At 38.1% G+C, this 18,420-nt stretch carries 17 protein-coding genes; 13 read left to right on the top strand and 4 right to left on the bottom strand.

Annotation, left to right across the window (positions count from 1 at the left end; all coding sequences use genetic code 11):
- The first annotated feature begins 27 nt into the window (after positions 1 to 27).
- The 4 genes from M3627_RS11265 (at position 28) to M3627_RS11250 (ending at position 6,138) form a co-directional block, all read left to right on the top strand.
- Positions 28 to 2,643 carry a calcium-translocating P-type ATPase, PMCA-type gene (locus M3627_RS11265; RefSeq protein WP_169359419.1) on the top strand — a complete coding sequence of 872 codons (2,616 nt, stop codon included), beginning with the start codon at positions 28 to 30 and terminating at the stop codon, positions 2,641 to 2,643.
- Positions 2,644 to 2,667: 24 nt separating this feature from the next.
- Complete coding sequence (locus M3627_RS11260; RefSeq protein ID WP_240949694.1) at positions 2,668 to 3,687, top strand: serine hydrolase domain-containing protein; 1,020 nt, start codon at positions 2,668 to 2,670, stop codon at positions 3,685 to 3,687.
- A 284-nt stretch (positions 3,688 to 3,971) separates the two neighbouring features.
- Positions 3,972 to 4,265 (top strand): DUF6509 family protein, encoded by a 294-nt coding sequence (locus tag M3627_RS11255; RefSeq protein WP_169359418.1) that lies wholly within the window; start codon positions 3,972 to 3,974, stop codon positions 4,263 to 4,265.
- A 334-nt stretch (positions 4,266 to 4,599) separates the two neighbouring features.
- Positions 4,600 to 6,138: a Mur ligase family protein gene (locus M3627_RS11250; RefSeq protein ID WP_240949693.1), complete on the top strand. Its 1,539-nt coding sequence runs from the start codon at positions 4,600 to 4,602 to the stop codon at positions 6,136 to 6,138.
- A 47-nt stretch (positions 6,139 to 6,185) separates the two neighbouring features.
- Here M3627_RS11250 and rluF read toward each other — a convergent pair whose 3' ends face one another.
- Positions 6,186 to 6,890 carry a 23S rRNA pseudouridine(2604) synthase RluF gene (gene rluF / locus M3627_RS11245; protein WP_169359433.1) on the bottom strand — a complete coding sequence of 235 codons (705 nt, stop codon included), beginning with the start codon at positions 6,888 to 6,890 and terminating at the stop codon, positions 6,186 to 6,188.
- 94 nt (positions 6,891 to 6,984) lie between these two features.
- On the opposite strand from rluF, the gene M3627_RS11240 reads away from it, so the two are divergent.
- The 4 genes from M3627_RS11240 (at position 6,985) to M3627_RS11225 (ending at position 9,792) form a co-directional block, all read left to right on the top strand.
- Entirely contained in the window at positions 6,985 to 7,947 is a 963-nt protein-coding gene (locus M3627_RS11240; RefSeq protein WP_169359416.1) for a DUF4003 family protein, read from the top strand.
- A 93-nt stretch (positions 7,948 to 8,040) separates the two neighbouring features.
- Positions 8,041 to 8,499, top strand: coding sequence for an acyl-CoA thioesterase (locus tag M3627_RS11235; protein ID WP_169359432.1), 459 nt, complete (start codon positions 8,041 to 8,043; stop codon positions 8,497 to 8,499).
- Positions 8,500 to 8,515: 16 nt separating this feature from the next.
- Positions 8,516 to 8,890, top strand: a complete 375-nt coding sequence (locus M3627_RS11230; protein WP_169359415.1) for a hypothetical protein — start codon at positions 8,516 to 8,518, stop codon at positions 8,888 to 8,890.
- Positions 8,891 to 8,982: 92 nt separating this feature from the next.
- Positions 8,983 to 9,792 carry a hypothetical protein gene (locus M3627_RS11225; protein ID WP_169359414.1) on the top strand — a complete coding sequence of 270 codons (810 nt, stop codon included), beginning with the start codon at positions 8,983 to 8,985 and terminating at the stop codon, positions 9,790 to 9,792.
- Between the two features lie 60 nt (positions 9,793 to 9,852).
- On the opposite strand, the gene M3627_RS11220 is transcribed toward M3627_RS11225, so the two are convergent.
- From M3627_RS11220 to M3627_RS11210, 3 genes are all read right to left on the bottom strand, one after another.
- Positions 9,853 to 10,947: an RtcB family protein gene (locus M3627_RS11220; RefSeq protein WP_169359413.1), complete on the bottom strand. Its 1,095-nt coding sequence runs from the start codon at positions 10,945 to 10,947 to the stop codon at positions 9,853 to 9,855.
- A 20-nt stretch (positions 10,948 to 10,967) separates the two neighbouring features.
- Positions 10,968 to 11,930: a magnesium/cobalt transporter CorA gene (gene corA, locus M3627_RS11215; RefSeq protein WP_169359412.1), complete on the bottom strand. Its 963-nt coding sequence runs from the start codon at positions 11,928 to 11,930 to the stop codon at positions 10,968 to 10,970.
- A gap of 102 nt (positions 11,931 to 12,032) precedes the next feature.
- Positions 12,033 to 13,523 carry a glycine betaine uptake BCCT transporter gene (locus M3627_RS11210; RefSeq protein WP_169359411.1) on the bottom strand — a complete coding sequence of 497 codons (1,491 nt, stop codon included), beginning with the start codon at positions 13,521 to 13,523 and terminating at the stop codon, positions 12,033 to 12,035.
- Between the two features lie 469 nt (positions 13,524 to 13,992).
- On the opposite strand from M3627_RS11210, the gene M3627_RS11205 reads away from it, so the two are divergent.
- From M3627_RS11205 to M3627_RS11185, 5 genes are all read left to right on the top strand, one after another.
- Positions 13,993 to 14,313, top strand: a complete 321-nt coding sequence (locus M3627_RS11205; protein WP_169359337.1) for a hypothetical protein — start codon at positions 13,993 to 13,995, stop codon at positions 14,311 to 14,313.
- Between the two features lie 240 nt (positions 14,314 to 14,553).
- Complete coding sequence (locus tag M3627_RS11200; protein WP_169359410.1) at positions 14,554 to 15,378, top strand: M55 family metallopeptidase; 825 nt, start codon at positions 14,554 to 14,556, stop codon at positions 15,376 to 15,378.
- A 13-nt stretch (positions 15,379 to 15,391) separates the two neighbouring features.
- A complete protein-coding gene (locus M3627_RS11195; RefSeq protein ID WP_169359409.1) occupies positions 15,392 to 16,327 on the top strand; it encodes an ABC transporter permease in 936 nt (311 codons plus the stop codon).
- Positions 16,327 to 17,274, top strand: coding sequence for an ABC transporter permease (locus M3627_RS11190; RefSeq protein WP_169359408.1), 948 nt, complete (start codon positions 16,327 to 16,329; stop codon positions 17,272 to 17,274). Before M3627_RS11195 ends, M3627_RS11190 begins: the two co-directional genes overlap by 1 nt.
- A gap of 6 nt (positions 17,275 to 17,280) precedes the next feature.
- Positions 17,281 to 18,405: an ABC transporter ATP-binding protein gene (locus M3627_RS11185; RefSeq protein WP_169359407.1), complete on the top strand. Its 1,125-nt coding sequence runs from the start codon at positions 17,281 to 17,283 to the stop codon at positions 18,403 to 18,405.
- Positions 18,406 to 18,420 lie beyond the last annotated feature (15 nt).

Below are 18,420 nucleotides of genomic sequence, written 5' to 3'. Positions count from 1 at the left end.
ATACATAAAAAGGAGGCATGAAAACTTATGTGGTATAACAAAAGGACCGAAGAGATAGCAACAGAGTTACAGGTTAATCTACAAGAAGGTCTAACCACTGATGAAGCACGGCAGAGATTAGAAAAAAATGGACCTAATCGACTGGCAGCTGCCAAAAAGAAATCATGGTTTGAAAGAATATTTGCTCAAATTAACAATGTGCTTATTTATGTACTTATAGTTGCTGCAGCGGTTTCAGCTTTTGTAGGAGAAGTGGCAGACGCAATTATTATTGGGATAGTAGTTATTATCAATGCAGTTGTAGGTGTCGTTCAAGAGTCAAAAGCAGAGGAAGCATTAGAAGCACTAAAAAATATGTCCACTCCAAAGGCTGTAGTCAAAAGGGATGGTCAATCTAAAGAGATAGATTCGATTGAGGTAGTAACGGGTGACATTATTGTGGTAGGTGCGGGATCGTATATACCATGTGATATTAGGTTAATTGAATCCGCCAACCTCAAAGTAGAGGAAGCAGCTTTAACTGGAGAATCTGTTCCCGTTGAAAAGGATGCACATGTAAAGCTTAATACAGAGGAAAAGACAATTCCTCTAGGTGATCAAAAAAATATGTTATTCATGTCCACCCTAGTCACAGCTGGTAGAGGAACAGGCATAGCAGTAGGAACAGGTATGAACACCCAAATTGGTAAAATAGCAGGCATGCTACATACGGGGGATGAGCAAACTCCATTACAAAAAAGCCTTGCTCAAGTAGGTAAGTATTTAGGTTTTGCAGCAATGGGGATTTCTTTGCTGATTTTCTTAATCGGAATGTTTCAAGGAAGAGATTTACTAGAGATGTTCATGATTGCGATCAGTCTTGCAGTTGCTGCTATTCCTGAAGGTATGCCGGCTATAGTCTCTATTGTGTTGGCAATTGGTGTACAAAGAATGATTAAACAACATGTAATCATTCGTAAGCTCCCAGCGGTTGAGGCTTTAGGATCCGTAAATGTAATCTGTTCTGATAAGACCGGCACACTTACGCAAAACAAAATGACTGTAACAAAGTTTTTCTTAAATGGAGAGACTCAGGAAATAGCAAATCTAAAAAAGGCTAGTACTGGGCATGAACGTTTAATGAGAATTTTTGTTTTATGTAATGATGCTACCTATACGAGAGGTGCTGAAACAGGTGATCCAACTGAAATTGCATTAATCGCTGCAGGAGCGAGCCATGGGATTGACAAAAATGTCCTAGAAGCGGAGTTAAAAAGAGTCGCAGAGATTCCATTTGATTCGGAACGAAAGTTAATGACGACGATCCACGAGTCTGAAGACGGCTATTACTATATGACCAAAGGGGCAATAGATCGATTACTTGGTCGATGTAATAGAATTTGGAGTAATGGAGAAGTTAAACCATTAACGGAAGAGGATAAAGTAATCATTTTAAATGCATCTCACTCGATGTCTAGCGAGGCACTGCGAGTGTTAGCTGCGGCATATAAGGTGGATGCAGAGATAGAGCTGGAGCAGGCTGAAAATGACCTTATTTTCGTTGGATTCGTTGGAATGATTGACCCTCCTAGATTAGAAGTTAAAGACTCTATTGCACTATGTAAAAGTGCAGGTATTCGTACGGTAATGATAACGGGAGATCACAAGGACACCGCATTTGCTATTGCCAAGGATCTTGGAATTGCTTCTTCTGATGAGGAGGTTATGGAGGGCGTTGAATTAGACTCCTTAGACCAAGCACAATTGGTTAAGACATGCCAAAACATCAATGTGTTTGCTCGTGTTTCTCCTGAGCACAAGGTGAAAATTGTCCAAGCTATGAAGGCCGCTGGTAATACGGTTTCGATGACAGGAGATGGAGTGAACGATGCACCATCCTTAAAAGAGGCAGATATAGGAGTTGCTATGGGTATAACCGGAACGGATGTAGCAAAAGGTGCCTCAGACATGGTACTTACGGATGATAATTTTTCTTCCATTGTAAAAGCAGTTGAAGAAGGTCGAAATATTTATAAAAACATAAAAAAGTCTATTATCTTCCTTTTGTCTTGTAATCTTGGAGAAATCATAGCATTATTTTTCGCAATCATTGCTGGATGGCCGACTCCTTTACGTTCCATTCACATTTTATGGATTAACCTAGTGACCGATACTTTCCCAGCTCTTGCTCTTGGGATGGATCCTGAGGAACCGGGAGTAATGAAGGAAAAGCCAAGACCAAAAAAGGAACAATTATTTCATGGAATGATTCCTTTCTTATTGCTAAACGGTCTACTAATAGGTATTGCAACTTTAGTTGCCTTTTTAATTGGGCTAGAGGGAGTTACAAAGAATGTGTCCGAGGAAGTATTGACACATGCTCAGACGATGGCCTTTATCACTTTAAGCTTTTCTCAGCTAGTTCATTCCTTAAATTTCCGATCTATGAACCAGTCAGTGTTTAAAGCGGGGTTGTTTAAAAATAAGTTATTAATATATTCTATTTTGTTAGGTGTTGTATTGCAGGTGCTCATTGTTTCAATTGGACCAATTGCAGATGTGTTTAGTGTACAGTCGCTACAATTAGAGGACTGGTTAATTGTTATTGGGCTTAGCTTACTACCACTAATCGTAAACGAGGTAGTAAAGATTTTTAGAAAATAGAGATAATCTTCAGGGGGAAATGTTATGGGAGAGATGAACAATCAACAAATAGAAGTGGCTCAAAAAGAATCGCAGTTTTCAGGAAGTATTCTATTGAAAAACAAGGATTCCTCGCTAGTAGAGACTAATTTTGGATATGCTAACCGCTCCGATCTGCTACTTAACACGATAGATACCAGGTTTGGTATTGCATCTGGTTGCAAAATTTTTACAGCGGTTGCCATTAGCCAGCTAGTAGAGGCAGGGAAATTAGCTTATGACCAAAAATTAAAGGATTGTACGTCCATCACTCTTCCTCACTTTGATAATTCAATAACTATTCATCACTTACTGACACATACTTCTGGAGTCCCAGACTATTTTGATGAAGAAGTGATGGATGACTTTGAAGAGCTTTGGATTGAAAAGCCGATGTACCATATGCGTAAGTTAGAGGACTTCTTACCATTATTTCAGAATGGTAAGATGAGATTTACGCCAGGAGAACAATTTCATTACAACAACGCAGGTTATATCTTACTTGGTTTAATCGTAGAAGAAACTACAGGGCTTTCGTTTCAACGATATGTAGAAAAAAATATTTTTGAGAAAGCGGGAATGAAGGACTCAGGGTATTTTCCGATGGATGCCTTACCAAATAATACGGCAATAGGTTATATAGACTATGAGGATGGATCATGGAAAACTAATATTTATTCTCTACCCGTCCTAGGCGGGTCGGATGGAGGAGCTTTTACAACGGCTCAGGATATGCTTCATTTTTGGGATGCCCTCCTAGACAATAAACTATTAGAAGAGCAAACAACGGCAGCCTTACTCCAACCATACGTAAAAGAACAGGATGATGATTACTATGGATATGGGGTATGGATAAAGAAAGACGGGAACAATATTAGCAAGTACCACGTAATGGGATATGACCCTGGAGTTAGCTTTCACTCGGCGTACTATCCTGCTCAACAACTTAAATTAGCTATCTGCTCTAATAAGTCCAAGGGTGCTTTTGCTATGATGAAAGTGTTGGAGCAAATGTACTGCCTTTAAATATTATTTGCGTTGCTTTCGCTCCTCGCGTTGTTTACGTAAAAGGGAATAAGCAAGGTAAAGCATCGACAAGCCTAAGAGGAAAGATAGGATAGAATATACGATATTATTTAGACCTTCACCGAATACTAATACGAGAAGAAAAACAGGTACAAGTATATATATTATTTTTTCAGGGTTAAGCATGAGAGACTCTCTCCTTCTTTTTATAATCTCTCTATTATAGCGAACAAAATAAGAAAAAGCTCTGTAAAAATGATAAACTATAGACGGAGGTGGACTTTGTGAATATAACATCTTATGAGGTTGAAAAGATAAAGGACCCAACAGGAATAATTGCTGGGGATCGATATGAATTTTTATTAGGCTTTGAAGTTCCAGAGGATGACGAGTTATTTGAAGAGGCAAGCTCTTTAGATTTAAGAGTTATTTTAGCTGTTTTAGATACGGGGTCAAAAATTGTTCAATATCACATTCTTGATCGCAGTAATGGAAAAGTATTAGACTACGGATTAGAAGAAAATGAAGAGTCTGTAGTTCTTGCTTTTTGCATGGAACACTATAACGAGGCGGAATAACGCAACTAGCCTCAAATAATGAGAAACGTGAAATCGTTAGGATATCACGTTTTTTCATTTGAGGCGAAGGTAGACAGATTAAGGGCGAGATGCCTAGACGAAAGATGTCTCGTTGTAAGTGAAAAATTGATTACTTTCTTCTCACGAAAAGCATATATTTTATGTCGCCATTCTTTCCAGGAACGGCCTGACTTTTTAACAAGAGAAATGATGGAATAGACTCAATTGAAGGACTATTAAGGAAATAGTTTTTGTATTTCCTTTTAGTTTCCTTCTTATTTGAATTGATGTAAACTTAACTGAGAAGATTTTACATATAAAGGTGGCTGTTTTGATGGAACTAACAAATTTGATGAATCAACTATCTATAATTGACGTCAAAAATGCTAAAAATATGAATATTACAGGACTTGCTTATAATTCACAGAAGGTGGAGAAGGGCCAAGTATTTGTTTGTATAAAAGGCTTTAAAGCGGACGGACATAAGTTTGCTGGACAAGCAGTGGAAAATGGTGCTGTAGCACTTGTGGTAGAGGAGTTTATAGATGCTTTAGAGGTTCCACAATATAAAGTTGGGGATGCACGTAAAGCTCTAGCTGCACTTGCTGCTGCTTACTATGATCATCCAACCCATAAGCTTAAAACGATAGGTATTACGGCAACTAATGGAAAGACATCAACCTCCTTTATGACTAATGCAATTTTAGAGAATCATGGTCTTAAAACAGGTCTAATGGGAACTGTCGTAGTTAAAATTGGTGATTATGCAGAGCCTTCTGAACTGACAACACCAGAATCGCTGGATCTACAGCGATTTTACGCTAAGATGGTCGATGAAGGTGTGACTCACGCTACTATGGAGGTTTCATCCTCTGCTTTAGAGTTAAAACGTGTAGGCTGTGTCGATTTTGACATTGTGACGTTAAACAATATAAGTCGAGAACATATCGACTTACATTCATCCTTTGAAAAATATTTTGAACATAAATCTAGTCTTATACGAGACGCTGGAGCAGACAAGGTAGCGATTCTGAATTTAGATGATGCTTATTCTGCCTCTCTAATTAACAAAACAAAGGCTACAGTTATTACTATTGGTGTAGAAGACCAATCGGCAGATGTAATATGTGAAGAATTGGATTTATCAACAGGAAGAGCAAAATTCAATCTAGTTATTCAACGTGATTTAGTTACAAATGATATGATCATACCCAAGCAACAATTTTCAATTGAGCTTTCTACACCGGGTTACCACTCCGTTTACAATTCCATGGTTAGTATTGTAGCCGGCTTGTTATGTGGTGTTCCAGTGGAGACCATCCAAAAAAGCCTCTCCGAATTTGTAGGGGTAGAAAGACGTTTTGAAATCATCTTTGAGGAAGATTTTAAAATTATAGATGACCACTTTGCAAATAGTGGGAACATAGATATTACACTTGGAACTTTAGAAAAAATGGATTTTAACCGCTTGTCCCTTGTATATGCAATTCGTGGAGATAGAGGGGTAACCGTCAATAGAGAAAATGCAGAAGCTATCGCTAAATGGGCACCAAGATTAGGTATTCATGAGATCACTGCTACCATTAGTAAATCCCACGTTACTAAGAAAGATGTTGTGTCTGAACAAGAGTTACAAGTATTTAAAGAAGTAATGGACGAAGCAGGCATTACGGTTCATTTATATGAAGAACTACCAGAGGCCATTAGCTTTGGCTTGAGTGAGGTGTCTGAAGGCGATCTTGTTCTGTTAGGTGGATGTCAAGGAATGGACTATGGTGCTAAGATTGCTTTAGAACAGCTAGAATCCCTTCGACCAGATGTAGATAAAAAGAAATTATTCCAACCATTAGAGAAACGTGTGGCTGGAAACTAGATAATAAAAGAAGCAGTCCGCATTTAAAATGGGGACTGCTTCTTTTATTATCGTTTTGGATGATAATCTAATTCCATAAATAGTTCTTTTCTTTCTTGCTCAGTTAAATCGCGCCATTCACCAATAGCAAGACCATCAATGGAAATGTTCATAATACGAACTCGTTGTAATCTCTTAACTGTAAATCCTAAGGCAGAACACATCCTACGTATTTGGCGATTTAAGCCTTGAGTTAAAATAATATTAAATGTTTTTGGTCCTATTTTTTTTACTTTACATGGTAAAGTAGTTGTATCAAGAATGTTAACTCCAGACGACATTTTTTCAATAAAAGTGTCTGTTATTTTCTCATTGACAGTTACAATATATTCTTTTTCATGCTTGTTTTCTGCCCGAAGAATTTCATTCACAATATCCCCATCGTTTGTTAGTAATATTAAGCCATCAGAATCTTTGTCTAAGCGACCAATATGGAAGATGCGGAGTGGGTGATTAACAAAGTCCACGATATTTCCTTTAATATTACGCTCTGTTGTGCTAGTTATACCTACTGGCTTATTTAAAGCAAGGTATACTAAAGGCTGCTCCACAGTTACCGGCTTTCCATCTACACGTACATCATCGCCAGTCTCTACTTTACTTCCTAGTTCAGCAACTGCCCCATTAATGGTAACCTTGCCCTCTGCTATCCATTTGTCTGCACCACGTCTAGATACTATGCCAGCCTCGCTTAAAAATTTATTTATACGCATCATTTAACACCTACTTTTCTTTGTGGTATTAGTATAACAAATTAGTGAAACTTTCATGGGTTTTAAGCAGTAAAAAAGTAAAGGAGTGGGTAAAATGATGAAAATACAAAAAGTAGAGCATAATTATAATAAGCTCAAAGAGATTTTAGGATGGTCAGTAGATAAAAGAGTAACACTGTCCCTTGCTGGCTATTATACGTCCCTAGAAAAAGATGTGGATTCAGTTCGCTTTAACAAGATAAAAGAGATTCTGAAGAACAGAGTAAGTGTGTTCTCTCCCTTGCGTTCCCACCTACAACCATTATTTACTTCCGTTTTGGATGTAAGTGGCCAAGAACCGGAAGAAGCAATCGATCAGTTGTTACTGAAGGTAGAGGAATTGAAGAAAAAATCGTTTAAGATGAATGATTACACATACGTTGCTGCTCTAATGATGTCGGATGAATCAGATAAGTGGGATTTTGAAATCAGTAGAGCTATGGAGCTTATGTCAGCGATGAAGGTCCATCATCGTTTCTTAACTAATAGTGATGATTATCCATTTGCCATCTTTTTAGGTAAGCTGGAAGGGGATATTACAACGAGGGCAGCGACCATGAATAAATACTATGAGGAGTTAAAGAATCATAAATTTTATGCAGGAAATGAGCTCCAGTGGTTATCTCAAGTGCTTACTTATACAAATCCAGGGTATGATAAGGAAACAGTACCAAGGGTAGTGGTTATTAGGGATGGTTTTAAAAGTGTGAAGATAAAATTCTCTATTTCGCAATATCCACTTATTGGTTTTATGGCTGCTCTTAAATTAAACGAGAATCAGCTAATGGATATAGTAGAGACATACAGAGCATTGACTAATATGAAGCTTTTTACCTGGTACAAGGAATCAGCACTACCTATTGCTCTTGGACTGACTTTGAATCCTTCTAGGGACATACGTGAAACTACCGCAATATCAATGACTACCTCCCTTGAATTACTTTTGCAGGCTCAGCAGGCTATGATGATTTCATCTATTGCAGCGACAAGTTTCGCATCTTCTTCCAACTCAAATTAAAGAAGGAATGCTATACTAAGTAAGTAAGAATATAAGAAAGATCTATACATCGAAGTTAAACATCAAGGAGAGATTTTCGTGAATACTAATCCAATGAGTCAATCAAGAACAATTCAAACCCATTTAATCTTACCTCCAGATACTAATCATCATGAAACTATATTTGGTGGCAAGGTTTTAGCGTTTATAGATGAAATCGCAGCCATCACTGCGATGAAACATGCAAAAGGAGCTGTCGTGACTGCTTCTATTGATTCCGTAGACTTTTTATCTTCAGCAAAAGTTGGAGATGTAATTGAATTAGATGCAATTGTATCCTCAACGGGACGCAGTTCAATGGAGGTATACGTTCGCGTAACTTCCATGAATTTACTGACAGGAGAAGAAAAACTTACAACCGAATCATTCCTGACAATGGTTGCAGTAGATGAAGAGGGGAAACCAGTTCCAGTCCCGGGTATTCATCCAGAAAATGAGGATGAAAAACGTCTGTATGAAACTGGACCAGCAAGAAGGGCCCACCGTAAACAACGTCTAGCGATGAAATATTAAAAACCGAGGTGACTGTATGTTAAAGCTAATAGATGAGAATTATAAGTACTTAATGATTTTATTTCTTGGCATCTATTTAATAAATTCTATCTATCTCCATGAGATGACAATTACAATTATGGTTATCCTTTTGGTCATCATTTTAGAATTATTTATACACCGTCATCAAATGAAGCAACTTAGTTATATGCAGATTGCAATAATGGGTATTGTAGTTATTGCTGGAATCGCCGGACTCATCTATTTGCTAGTTACGCTTCAAATCTTCTTAAACCCATTTAATCTACCACACGCAGTAGAGACCATTTTAGTGGTATTATTTCTAGCGTTTGGCCTCTATATTTTGTGGCAATTTTTACGAAAACTGTTTAAGCGAGCATTAGAGCATTAAAAGAAGACCCTCCAAAAGAGAAATCTTTAGGAGGGATTTTTTTATGAAACTATTTCCTGAAGGTTTTCGTAAAAGGGGTAGGGGGGATGTAGATGAAACATATTTATGAACGGACAGCCAAATATGCTAAAATAGCCTCTATTACTGTTTTAATAGTTTACATAGCAGCAATTTTGGGCTTTAGGGACACTTTATTAACGGATTGGGAATTACATATATCTGTAGGATGGACGCTTCTCATTTTCTTTAGTTTGACTTTCTTGTTCCAACAAGCAGCGAACAAGCTACCAGTGGAGCAGAGCACAGTTACAGAACAAACTCCATCTGAATTTACATTAAAGGAGTTAAATTTCCAAAGTGATGTCTCGATTATTCCGAGGAGCTTTTTAGTATCCCCCACTGGTGAAAGGCTTTATAGCATCAGTCCTACAGTGGAACAGCCGGTCATAAGAAGGCTAAATGCATTTCCACTTATTCGAAAAGGAATGATATTTCCAGTAACTTATGATGTTATAACAATGGATGGTCAAGTGGTTAGCAAGTTTACTATTGCAAACAAATTTAAATTTATGGAGATACAAGTGTTTGATCATAAACAGGTACACCTTTCAACTGTAGTACTTCCAGTTTTTTCAGTAAAAAATAGAGCACTAGTATTTGACCCAAATCGGGAAAAAACACATCAGATGGAAGCAAAGAGTGTATACGGTGATATAGACGTAAATGATTTGAACGGTAAAAGATTAGCAACCTATCGCTTTGGTATGTTTCCGTATGCTACACACCCGGCCTTTGAGCTGCAAGGGATGAATGTTCACGTTTCATTTGCAGAAGGCCTATCATATGTAGAAAAACTAACTTTTACAGCTTTATTTTATTACTGGACAGCTAATCAGTCCTGATTTAAATGGAGATATAAGAAGGAGGCTCATCATAAGAAAATATGATGAGCCTCCTTTATATTAGTGTGCTTTATAATTATAGATGGGCTTAATAACCTCTAATACATCAACCGTGTCATGAATATGAGCAAGTATATCCTCCATAGCCTTGTAGGCAAAAGGAGATTCATCTACTGTGGCAGACACTACGGAAGTACTCCAAATTCCTTCCATTGAAGCTTGAAAGTCCTCTAACGCTACTTGTTTTCTTGCTTGAGAACGGCTCATTAAACGGCCAGCTCCATGAGGGCCTGAATAATTCCATTCAGGATTTCCTTTTCCGCGACAGATAAGTGAGCCATCACGCATATTCATTGGTATAATTACGATTTCATCAGCTTGAGCCGATATTGCTCCCTTGCGTAAAATCATGTTATCTAAGTCAATATAATTATGAATGGTATCAAACTCTGATTGAACACTCCAGTTCATTCCTCTACAAATAACATCAACCATTGTCTTACGATTAAATGCGGCGTACTTTTGGGCAATGGAAAGATCATATAAATAATCCTTCATATTGTCTCCTTCTACATATGCAAGATCTCTTGATACGCTGTTACCTAAAGTATCGGCTGCTACTTGCTGATAATGCTCTGCAATTTGTTTTCCTAAGTTTCTACTTCCAGAGTGAATGACTAGATAGATACTGCCATCTTCCCCTTCATTCAGTTCTATAAAGTGGTTTCCCCCTCCTAGTGAACCTAGGCTTAACCTTGCGCGCTGTTCATTAATAGGAGCAGCTACTTCTTCGAAAGGTATTTCTATTGTATTACGATGTTCTTTTTGGCGAATACGAGTTCCGCTTGGTACATTTTTCTTGATTGTCTTATCAAGCTTGGCAAAATCCACATCTTCTTTTCTAGTATCTAGCTTTGCACAAATCATTCCGCATCCTAAATCGACTCCTACAAAATTAGGGACTACTTTATCAGTAATCGTCATAGTAGTGCCTACCGTACAGCCTTTTCCAGCATGTAAATCTGGCATCATTCTAATTTTGGTGTCCTGAAGAAATGGAAGACTACAAAGCTGTTCTACCTGAGATTTTGCAGTTTCTTCTATTGTATCTGTAAAAACTAATGCATTATTATGTGTTCCTTTAATCTCAATCATATTATCCCCCTAAGTAAATTTTAACTTCTAAACAAATTAAACCAGCCCTTATACTTGAACCAAGCAATCATCCCAGTAGCAATTACTACCATTAAACCAACGACAATAAAGTAGCCATACTTCCACTCTAACTCAGGCATATTAATAAAATTCATGCCGTACACTCCAACGATAAACGTTAACGGGATAAAGACGGTAGAAACCGTGGTCAGTATCATCATAATACGATTCATTCGGCTAGCATTGATTGAATCATAGCTGTCCCTTATATCTGCAGTTAACTCTCGATTAGCTTCTACCATCTCGGTTAACTTCAGAAGATGATCATAAATGTCATCAAAATATGCACGCTCACTCTGGTTTAAGTTAATACGCTCGGAGTACATCACTCGGTATAGCAAGTCTCGCATAGGAATGATAGTTCTTCGTAAACGCAATAAGTCACTTCGTAGGTCAAATACTTGATCCATAGACAAATGATCCATGTCCATCGATAGCCTTTCGTCTACCTCATTCAAATAATCCTCGATGTGGTAAACAATTGGGAAGTAGGTGTCTACTACTTTATCCACGATATTGTACGTAATGAGGATGTTGCCACGATCCCAATTTCTAGGGTTACTTCTAATTCTCTCTCTAGCTTCTTGTAACTCTTGCATAGGGGGAAAGTGGAAACTTACAACAAAATCCTTTCCGACAAAAAGGTTGAGCTCCTCAGCCTCCATTTCTTTCTCATTAAAGGCATGTAAAACAAAAAATTCATAATCACCATAGTGATCTAACTTAGGACGTTGCAACATTTGCAAACAATCCTCGATAGCAAGTGGATGGAAGTGAAAGAAGGAGCTTAAAAGTTGTTCCTCTTCTTTTGTCGGTTCACCAATATCCACCCAATACCATTCCAGTTCGTTTGTTTGTATATATTCTAAAGGAAAATCCATAATGACCTCTTGGTTGACTGTCCTGCCTATTGTACTTATCATAAAGAAACCACACTTTCACCAGATCTTTGTATATTATCTCATAATATCCCAATGAAAAATATTAAAACAAAAATGCCAAGGGGTTTTCCCTGGCATTTTTGTTTATCTTTTCTTTTTTAACTTAGTTTCACCGTTTAATGATTTAAATAATGATATGACCATGAGTATCATAATAAAAGAGAACGGTAGAGCTGCAATGATGATAGTGTTTTGTAAAGCAGTGAGCCCATTGACCGATAGTAATATAAGCGCAATGGTCGACTGGATTACTCCCCACGTAAGCTTGACACTATTAGGTGGGGTAAGTGACCCATTAGTAGACTGCATACCGAGAACAAATGTTGCAGAGTCCGCTGACGTAATAAAGAACGATGCTATTAACAAAATTGCTACCAAAGAAATAATAAAAGAGAATGGCATGGTATTAAACATCTCGAAAATAGTTAGCTCCGTTGAAAGGCTTGCTAAATCTGCCACGCCTCTTTTTTGTATATCAATAGCTGTTGTTCCGAAAGATGAGAACCAAATTGCACCCAAAAGAGTAGGTACTAGTAATACTCCAATCATAAACTCGCGAATGGTTCTACCTTTAGAAACTCGAGCGATGAACATGCTCACAAATGGAGCCCAGGATATCCACCAAGCCCAGTAAAAGATCGTCCACATATCCAACCAATCTCTATTGGTAGAACTTAATGGAGCCGTTCTAAAGCTCATTTGAATAATATTTGCTAAATAACCACCAAATGAATCCGTGAACATATTTAGAATGAGTAAAGTTGGTCCTAGAACAATTACAAAAAGTAAAAGGGCAAGAGCAAGTATTAAGTTTAGATTTGAAAGATACTTAATACCTTTACTCAACCCTGACCATGCAGAGGCCACAAATAAGACAGTAACCACAGAAATAATGATAAATTGTGAAAAGATACCTATTTCAAAACCGAATAAGTAGTTAAGACCTGCGTTAATTTGAACAGCGCCGAAGCCAAGGGAAGTAGCAACTCCAAATGCTGTTGCAAAGACAGCTAGCACATCGACAAGGACACCCCAAGGACCTTCCATTTTTTTGCCGAAGATTGGCTTCAGTGTTGCCGAAATTAACCCCGGTTCCCCTTTACGGAACTGGAAGTAAGCAAGTGTTAAAGCAATTACTCCATACATTGCCCAAACGTGTAATCCCCAATGAAAAAAGGATTGTCGTAATCCTTCTTTAAATGCAGCATCCGTATTAGGTTCTTCAGTAGCAGGACTAGTTGCGAAGTGAGATAGAGGTTCAGCGGCACCATAAAAGACAAGACCGATTCCCATTCCTGCTGAGAATAGCATGGCTAACCAGGAAATTAAACTGAAATCTGGTCGATCAGTATCCTTACCTAATCGTATCTTCCCGTACGGACTGAAGATAAAAAATATACTAACTAACAACATCACTGACATGAGTAGCATGTAATACCAACCAAATGATGTTGAAACAAACGACTTACCTCGTGTAGTAAGCGCCTCAAAACTTTCCGGAGCTAGTGCTCCATAACCGACCGCTATAATAATAAGGCCGATCGTGATATAAAATACTTTTGAAATATTCTTCATGTTTCCTCCTTTTAAAATCAACTAAGTTAAGTCTATTACTATACTAAGATAAAGTTGTTTAATCAACCCATATGCCCAGAATAACCATTTTTCAATCAACTTAAACGCTTTTTTTAGGTATTTTATACGATAAAATCTATGAGTATTAATTTGATAAACAGATATTATCCATATTAAACATTATTTGGTAATAATTTTAATGAGTACTAGCATGACCAGACCGAATTGTAGGGGCCGATTCGATTATGTTTGCGATAGTGTCTCTTAAAGTATGGTCCGTATCAAATGAAGCTATTCATAAGCTGCCCATAGCTAAGGAATATTAAATAAGGATCAAGTCTGTCTTGGTTTTATCTTGCATAATGGCTTACATAAAATTATTCTTTTTTTTTTGGTGATTGAGGTGTTTGTCTATTCCTCTTATGATTTCTTGCATTTATTACTATAAGTGCAAGAGGAGGTGAAAAATATGAGTAATCATCATATGTGCCATTCATGCGGGAAGAATATGAGTTGGGGCCAACAATGTGGGTGCAATAGACAGCTACCAGCAGCTGAGCCAATTATTTGCCCACCGCAATATCGCGTTTGTGATTCTTTCATACCAAGAGTTCAGCCAGTCATTCAACCAATTGTAAATGTTAATAGAGAGCATATCGTAAATGTTCCGCAATATTACGTTACAGAATCGAATGAAACAGTGGTAGTACCTGAAGCACAAAATGCTTACCCTGTTAACAATCAGTTTTCAGGTGGATCCCATCGTGGATTTTTCTCTAGATTTCGTTAATTTTTGAACTATAGCGTCGACTTAACCAAGTTTTGTCTATCTTTATCGAATATTGCAAATGCCCTTTATAAAAGGTGCATTTGCTTTTTTATTTTCTCGGTAAAGGAAGAAATGAATTTATTAATTTTTTTTTAATATACTAAACATGTAGCAAAAACGAGATATTGTAATTTTCCGTAAATTTTGATAAAGTTGGTCTTACTAATAGAAAAATAGAGTTAGAATTTGGGGGAGAATGTATTGAAGCTATTTCTTTCGGTTGATATGGAAGGCATAACAGGTCTGCCGGATTACACATTTGTGGAGTCGAACAAGCATAACTATGAAAGAGCAAGACGCATCATGACGCAAGAAGCCAATGCAATTATAGAAGGGGCACTATCTACAGGAGTTAACGAGGTCCTAGTTAATGACAGCCATTCAAAAATGAATAATCTTTTAGTGGAGGAATTACATCCAGAAGCCTCTTTAATAACAGGAGACCTTAAGCCTTATTCGATGGTACAGTCTTTAGACGAAAGTTACATAGGAGCAGTATTTGCGGGATATCATTCTAGAGCAGGACAACCTGGGGTTATGAGCCATTCCATGATTTTTGGAGTTCGTAATATGTACATCAATGACGTAGAGATAGGCGAGCTTGGACTTAATGCATACGTGGCTGGCTATTACGGAGTTCCTGTCATTATGGTTGCTGGAGATGACGGAGCTTGTCGAGAGGCAGAAGCTCTTATACCTGGCATTGTAACAGCTGCTGTAAAGCAGTCTATATCTAGGTCTGCTGTAAAAACATTACATCCTCAAAAATCACAAGCCCTTCTTAAAGAAAAAGTAGCAGAGGCTATTAAAAAAAGAAATCATATTCCACCACTGACACCTCCCGAGCACCCAATATTAAAAATTGAATTTACAAACTACGGACAAGCTGAGTGGGCAGCACTTATGCCTGGCTGTGAAATAATAGAAGGAACAACTATCGTAAAATTTGAAGCAAAAGATATTCTTGAAGCGTATCGTGCGATGCTTGTCATGGTAGAGCTAGCAATGCAAACCAAATTCTGTTAGGAGGAAGCCTGCCGTGACGAAGTATATTATTAAGCGTTTTATGATGATGATAGCAACAATCCTCATCATCGCGACTCTCACATTTGCATTAATGCACACCATACCGGGTTCTCCTTTTGATGGTGAAAGAACTTCGAATCCTACTATTCAAGCAAACTTAGAAAAGTTTTATAAGCTAGACCAGCCTATGTACGTCCAATATTTGAACTATTTGAAGTCAATTGTTACATTCGATTTTGGTCCATCGATTAAAAAACCAAATGAATCAGTCAATGAACTGTTAGCAAGGGGATTTCCAATTTCCTTTGAGTTAGGGATGGCAACTATCCTAGTTGCTTTATTGTCTGGGGTTCTTTTAGGTACATTGGCAGCTCTCCGGCATAACGGTGTTATTGATTATTTGGCTATGACTTTTGCGGTAATTGGTATATCAGTTCCTAACTTTGTTTTAGCTACTTTACTGATTCAGCAAGTGGCAGTAACGTGGGAGTTATTACCGCCAGCCACTTGGAGTAGTCCGTTGCATATGATTCTTCCAACCCTAGCATTGGCCACGGGACCTACGGCAATAATCGCTCGTTTGACTAGATCCAGCATGCTAGAAGTATTGACACAGGATTATATCAAAATGGCAAGAGCTAAAGGACTTTCTCCAGTTAGAATTGTTTTTCGTCATGCCTTAAGAAATGCCTTAATGCCAGTAGTAACCATTATGGGTACGATGTTAGCAGGTATTCTAACAGGTACCTTCGTAATAGAACGCATTTTTGCCATTCCAGGAATGGGAAAATACTTTGTAGAAAGCATTAATAATCGTGATTATCCAGTTATCATGGGAACGACGGTCTTTTATAGTGCATTCTTAGTATTTATGCTGTTCTTAGTAGACATTGTCTATGGCATATTAGATCCACGTATCAAATTACATCGTAAAGAGGGGGATGCTTAATGGTTAAAACACAAGAGACTGTATCCCCAGTAGAAATAAAGGATGAATGGTTTCGTCCAAAAGTAAAAGAAGAGGGAGAAGCCGAATCTGTTGTAAGACCTTCTTTGTCCTATTGGAAGGATGCATGGAGAAGACTAAAGAAAAATAAGCTTGCAATGGGAGGACTGCTCTTTTTAGTTCTTCTCACCCTGTTTGCTATATTTGGTCCGATCTTTTCACCCTATGATATGGATGAAGTAAATTATCCAATGCAAAATCAAGGTCCATCAGCTGAGCATTGGTTCGGTACGGACGAGGCAGGTCGAGATGTTTTTACAAGAACATGGTACGGTGCTAGGGTTTCGTTATTTGTAGGGGTAATGGCTGCATTAATTGATTTCTTTATTGGAATTATTTATGGAGGCTTTAGTGGTTACAAAGGCGGCAGAGCAGATGCGATCATGATGCGTATTATTGAAGTACTTTATGGTCTACCGCATTTACTGGTAGTTATTTTATTGATGGTTGTAATGGGTCCAAGTCTAACAACCATTATAGTGGCGTTAACGGTAACTGGCTGGGTAGGTATGGCTAGGATTGTACGGGGCCAGGTATTACAGATTAAAAATTATGAATTTGTAACTGCATCCAAATCCTTTGGTGCCAAAAGCTCAAGAATCATACGGAAAAACTTATTGCCTAATACGATGGGTCCTATTATTGTCCAAATGACTCTTACTGTACCGAGTGCGATATTTGCAGAGGCATTTCTTAGTTTTTTAGGACTAGGAGTATCTGCACCCGCTGCCAGCTGGGGTGTAATGGCAAATGATGCCTTGCCAGTAATTTTATCTGGCCATTGGTGGAGGTTGTTTTTCCCTGCATTCTTTATCTCTGTGACAATGTTTGCATTTAATGTATTAGGAGATGGCTTACAGGATGCACTTGATCCAAAGCTTAGGAGGTAAGAATGGATGAATGAACATCAATTAGATCATGCAAAGGAACTTGCTCGAGGGAAAGTAGATGAAGTAGCTGCATCCTTACAATCGGGTGACTCTTTAGCTAGGCCTAACGGTAAGAAAGCAAGAAAGAAGATAACGGATGAAAAAATATTACAGGTTAATAACCTACAAGTTTCATTTAAAACGTATGGGGGAGAGGTAGAAGCAGTCAGGGGAGTCAACTTTGATTTATATAAAGGTGAAACATTAGCAATCGTTGGTGAATCTGGCTGTGGTAAGAGTGTGACCTCTAATGCCATCATGGGATTGATACCGGAGCCAGCAGGCAAGATTAAGAATGGAAGTATCTTATTTAAAAACAAAGAGCTTACGAAGCTAAGTAAATCAGAACTCAGAAAGATCCAAGGTATTGATGTATCCATGATTTTTCAAGACCCTATGACAGCCTTAAATCCTACGCTTACTATAGGGGAGCAGTTAACGGAAGGTTTGAGGACACATAAGAAGGTTGGAAAACAAGAGGCTAGGCTAAAGGCAATCGAAATGCTAAACCTGGTAGGCATCCCGAATCCTTCGGAAAGATTAAAACAGTATCCTCACCAATTCTCTGGTGGGATGAGACAGCGTATCGTAATCGCCATTGCTTTAATCTGTGATCCAGAACTGCTTATAGCAGATGAACCTACCACTGCCTTAGACGTAACGATACAAGCACAAATATTGGAGCTCTTTGAAGAAATTCAAAGGAAAACCGATATTTCAATTATTTTAATTACTCATGATTTAGGGGTAGTAGCAAAGATAGCTGATCGCATAGCGGTGATGTATGCAGGTAAAATTGTGGAGATAGGGGATAAAAGAGAAATTTTTTACACTCCACAGCATCCTTATACTCAAGGGCTTCTAAACTCAGTTCCACGTTTGGATTTAATGGATGAGGAGTTGCAGCCAATTGATGGAACACCACCTGACCTTTTCTCACCTCCTACTGGCTGTCCGTTTACTGCACGATGCAAGTTTGCCATGGAAGTATGTGATCATGTGTATCCATTTACAAGTAAGCTATCAGATGCCCATAAGGTAGATTGCTGGCTCCAGGATGACAGAGCAAAGGTTTTACAATTACAAAAGTAAAAAGGATGAGAGCGC

The sequence above is a fragment of the Psychrobacillus sp. MER TA 171 genome, from assembly GCF_023713305.1.
Classification (GTDB): domain Bacteria; phylum Bacillota; class Bacilli; order Bacillales_A; family Planococcaceae; genus Psychrobacillus.
Note: the sequence above shows the minus strand (reverse complement) of the source record. Positions and strands in the feature narration are given on the sequence as shown.

What these genes read in the sequence shown, in the direction of transcription:
- M3627_RS11265 (WP_169359419.1), top strand. Translation starts at nt 28, where the DNA reads ATGTGGTATAACAAAAGGACCGAAGAGATAGCAACAGAGTTACAGGTT.
- M3627_RS11260 (WP_240949694.1), top strand. Translation starts at nt 2,668, where the DNA reads ATGGGAGAGATGAACAATCAACAAATAGAAGTGGCTCAAAAAGAATCG.
- M3627_RS11250 (WP_240949693.1), top strand. Translation starts at nt 4,600, where the DNA reads ATGGAACTAACAAATTTGATGAATCAACTATCTATAATTGACGTCAAA.
- rluF (WP_169359433.1), bottom strand. Translation starts at nt 6,890, where the DNA reads ATGCGTATAAATAAATTTTTAAGCGAGGCTGGCATAGTATCTAGACGT.
- M3627_RS11240 (WP_169359416.1), top strand. Translation starts at nt 6,985, where the DNA reads ATGATGAAAATACAAAAAGTAGAGCATAATTATAATAAGCTCAAAGAG.
- M3627_RS11235 (WP_169359432.1), top strand. Translation starts at nt 8,041, where the DNA reads ATGAGTCAATCAAGAACAATTCAAACCCATTTAATCTTACCTCCAGAT.
- M3627_RS11230 (WP_169359415.1), top strand. Translation starts at nt 8,516, where the DNA reads ATGTTAAAGCTAATAGATGAGAATTATAAGTACTTAATGATTTTATTT.
- M3627_RS11225 (WP_169359414.1), top strand. Translation starts at nt 8,983, where the DNA reads ATGAAACATATTTATGAACGGACAGCCAAATATGCTAAAATAGCCTCT.
- M3627_RS11220 (WP_169359413.1), bottom strand. Translation starts at nt 10,947, where the DNA reads ATGATTGAGATTAAAGGAACACATAATAATGCATTAGTTTTTACAGAT.
- corA (WP_169359412.1), bottom strand. Translation starts at nt 11,930, where the DNA reads ATGATAAGTACAATAGGCAGGACAGTCAACCAAGAGGTCATTATGGAT.
- M3627_RS11210 (WP_169359411.1), bottom strand. Translation starts at nt 13,523, where the DNA reads ATGAAGAATATTTCAAAAGTATTTTATATCACGATCGGCCTTATTATT.
- M3627_RS11205 (WP_169359337.1), top strand. Translation starts at nt 13,993, where the DNA reads ATGAGTAATCATCATATGTGCCATTCATGCGGGAAGAATATGAGTTGG.
- M3627_RS11190 (WP_169359408.1), top strand. Translation starts at nt 16,327, where the DNA reads ATGGTTAAAACACAAGAGACTGTATCCCCAGTAGAAATAAAGGATGAA.
- M3627_RS11185 (WP_169359407.1), top strand. Translation starts at nt 17,281, where the DNA reads ATGAATGAACATCAATTAGATCATGCAAAGGAACTTGCTCGAGGGAAA.